Origin of the sequence: Streptomyces bobili, from assembly GCF_002154575.1 — a bacterium.
Taxonomy (GTDB): domain Bacteria; phylum Actinomycetota; class Actinomycetes; order Streptomycetales; family Streptomycetaceae; genus Streptomyces; species Streptomyces bobili.
On record NZ_MUBA01000777.1, the window covers coordinates 1 to 2,622 of the forward strand.

4 pseudogenes are annotated in these 2,622 nt (G+C 70.3%); 2 read left to right on the forward strand and 2 right to left on the reverse strand.

From position 1 onward, the window contains the following. Positions 1–947: pseudogene (cdgB, locus tag BZL64_RS37515) on the reverse strand (diguanylate cyclase CdgB); the annotation flags it as partial. Between the two features lie 427 nt (positions 948–1,374). Between cdgB and BZL64_RS37520 the strand changes: the two are divergent. Together BZL64_RS37520 and BZL64_RS37525 are read left to right on the forward strand one after the other, a co-directional pair. After that, positions 1,375–1,885 (forward strand): annotated as a pseudogene (locus BZL64_RS37520) (flavin reductase family protein). A gap of 48 nt (positions 1,886–1,933) precedes the next feature. Then, positions 1,934–2,358 (forward strand): annotated as a pseudogene (locus BZL64_RS37525) (GNAT family N-acetyltransferase). Positions 2,359–2,397: 39 nt separating this feature from the next. On the opposite strand, the pseudogene BZL64_RS37530 reads toward BZL64_RS37525, so the two are convergent. Beyond that, positions 2,398–2,622: pseudogene (locus BZL64_RS37530) on the reverse strand (aminoacyl-tRNA hydrolase); the annotation flags it as partial.

The following is a 2,622-nucleotide window of genomic DNA, read 5'->3' on the forward strand; positions in this document are numbered from 1 at the left end:
CCGTCGGCGGCGTCGGCGACGACGGAGTTGCGCAGCGACACCCACAGGTACGTGCCGTCGCGCCGGCCGAGACGCAGTTCGGCCCGTCCGCCCTCGGCGGAGGTCCGCAGCAGGGTGCCTATGTCCTCGGGGTGGACGAGGTCGGAGAAGGAGTAGCGGCGCATCGCGGAGGCGGGGCGGCCCAGCAGGCGGCACAGGGCGTCGTTGGTGCGCAGGATCCGGCCGTGCTGGTCGCCGCCCATCTCGGCGATGGCCATGCCGGAGGGGGCGTACTCGAAGGCCTGGCGGAAGCTTTCCTCGCTGGCGCGCAGGGCCTGCTGTTCGCGTTCGAGGCGGACCAGGGCGCGCTGCATGTTGGCCCGTAGACGCGCGTTGCTGATCGCGATGGCGGCCTGGAAGGCGTACATCTGGAGGGCCTCGCGGCCCCAGGCGCCCGGCCGCCGGCCGTTGCGCGGGCGGTCCACGGAGAGGACGCCGATGAGTTCGCCACACGTGCCGTTGCCGCCGGGGGCGGCGGGCGTGTACATGGGGGCGAACAGCCGGTCGGAGGGGTGCCACTCGTCGTCGAAGCGGGGCGCGGGCCCGTCCGTGTACCACTGCGGGACGTCGTCGTCGTCGAGGATCCAGCCCTCGGTGTGGGGTATGAAGATCAGGTCGCCCCAGGTCTCGCCCATGCCCAGCCGCCGCTCCCAGGACTCGCGGGAACCGACCCGGCCGGTGATGAGGGACTCGGCGGCGGGGTCTCCGGCGAAGGCGGCGACGACGAGGTCACCGTCGGGGCGGACGAGGTTGACGCACGCCAGTTCGTATCCGAGGGCGGCCACGACGCCGTTGGCGACCGTCTGCAGCGTGTCGGCCAGGCTGCGGGCCGTGTTCATGTCGGCCATGACCTGGTGCAGTTGGCGCAGGGACGCAAGACGGACGTAAGGCTCCGACTCGGCCTCCATGCTCGCCCTCCCCCCGAGACTTCGCAGCGAATCAAGGGTTGTCTTCGGCGTAACGTCGTTTCTGTCGTTGCGCATGTCGTTGTGTCCGTGCACGTTCTGTGTACGTGTCTGTACCTGTGACGCCTCCGCCACTGAATCACAGCGCGCTGCCCACTCGGTACACAGGGTCAACAATTCCCCATGCTTGTGACTCAAGTCACATAAGAACCTGAGCAATTGCGCGGGGTTTCCGCATTCTTCCTGTGCGTTTACTGAGCGTACGACTCCCCTGCCGGAGAGCGTACGGGAATCGGCTCCCGGACAGACGCGAACAGACGCCGAACGGCCGGCGGAGCCGGCGAGGCGGGCGGACCTAGGGCGGACCTACGACCGCTCTCGGGCGAAGGTCCGATGCGGGGCGGCCGGACCGGGGACTAGCGTGCGCAGAGTGCCTCCCGACCTACTGAAGACCCCACCCACCGTGCCCGCCCAGCCCGGCCCCTCCGGGCATGCTGTGGGGGTGAGCAACGACGAGTTCCGTGCGGCCATGTCCCGGCTGGCCGGCGGCGTGGTCCTGGTGACNNTCCGTCTCCCTGGAACCGCCCCTGGTGCTGGTCAGCCTGCGCACGGGCTCCCGGATGGACGACCTGATCGACGAGCAGCCCCTGTGGGGGGTGTCGGTGCTGTCGGAGAGTCAGCGGCACATCGCCGGACGCTTCGCGATGAAGGGCCGGCTCAGCGACCGGCTCCTCTTCGAGGACATCCCGTACACCCGCGGCGAGATCACCGGCGCCCCCCTGGTCGGCGGCGCGCTGGCCACCCTGGAGTGCCGTACCGAGCAGCGGGTGGAGGCCGGGGACCACACCCTGGTGATCGGCCGGGTGCTGAACGCGCGCGTGCCGAGCGCGGAGGGCGGGCCACTGCTCTATTTCAAGGGTCGTTATCGCCACCTGAGCTGAACGGCAATTCAGTGGCCGCCCGCTGAACTCCCTTCCTACACTCCGCCCATGACCACGCCGCCGCTGACTTCCGCTCCGCGTCTCGAAGAAATAACCTCCGCAAATCTGGAAGCCGCTCTCGGCATTCGGGTCCTGCCCGAGCAGGAATTCGCGGTCTCCCCCGTGGTGAAGTCCCTCGCCGAGGCCTATGTGCATCCCGGAGTCGCCTGGCCGCGTCTGATCGTCGACGGCGGACGCCCGGTCGGCTTCCTGATGGCCTTCCTCGACATCGACTGGGGCGAGGACGGCACCCTGATCCGCTCCGGCTTGTGGCGGCTGAACATCGCCGCGGCGGCACGGAGCTGTACGTCACCTGGCACCCCGGCGACCACGGCCCGGAGGGCTTCTACACCGGCCTGGGCTTCCGCGACACCGGGGAGCGGAGCGGGGACGAGACGGTGGGGGTACTGACACTGCACCGTGTACGAGCGTGAAGGCACCCGACGGTTGTCAGCCTCTGGGCCGCGCGCCCCTCATCCCCAGTCCCGCCCCGTCCTCCCCCGCTTCGTGTCCGACCGCTGCTTCTTCTGCCGCAGCCGGCGTTCGTTGATCCCGCGCGGGATGCGGGTGGGGCGGCGCGGCTTGGGCGGCGGCGCCGTGGCCTCGGCGAGCAGGGCGGCCAGCCGTACGGCGGCGGCCTCGCGGTTGCGCCACTGGGAACGGTGCTCGGAGGCGCGGACCGAGATGACGCCGTCGAC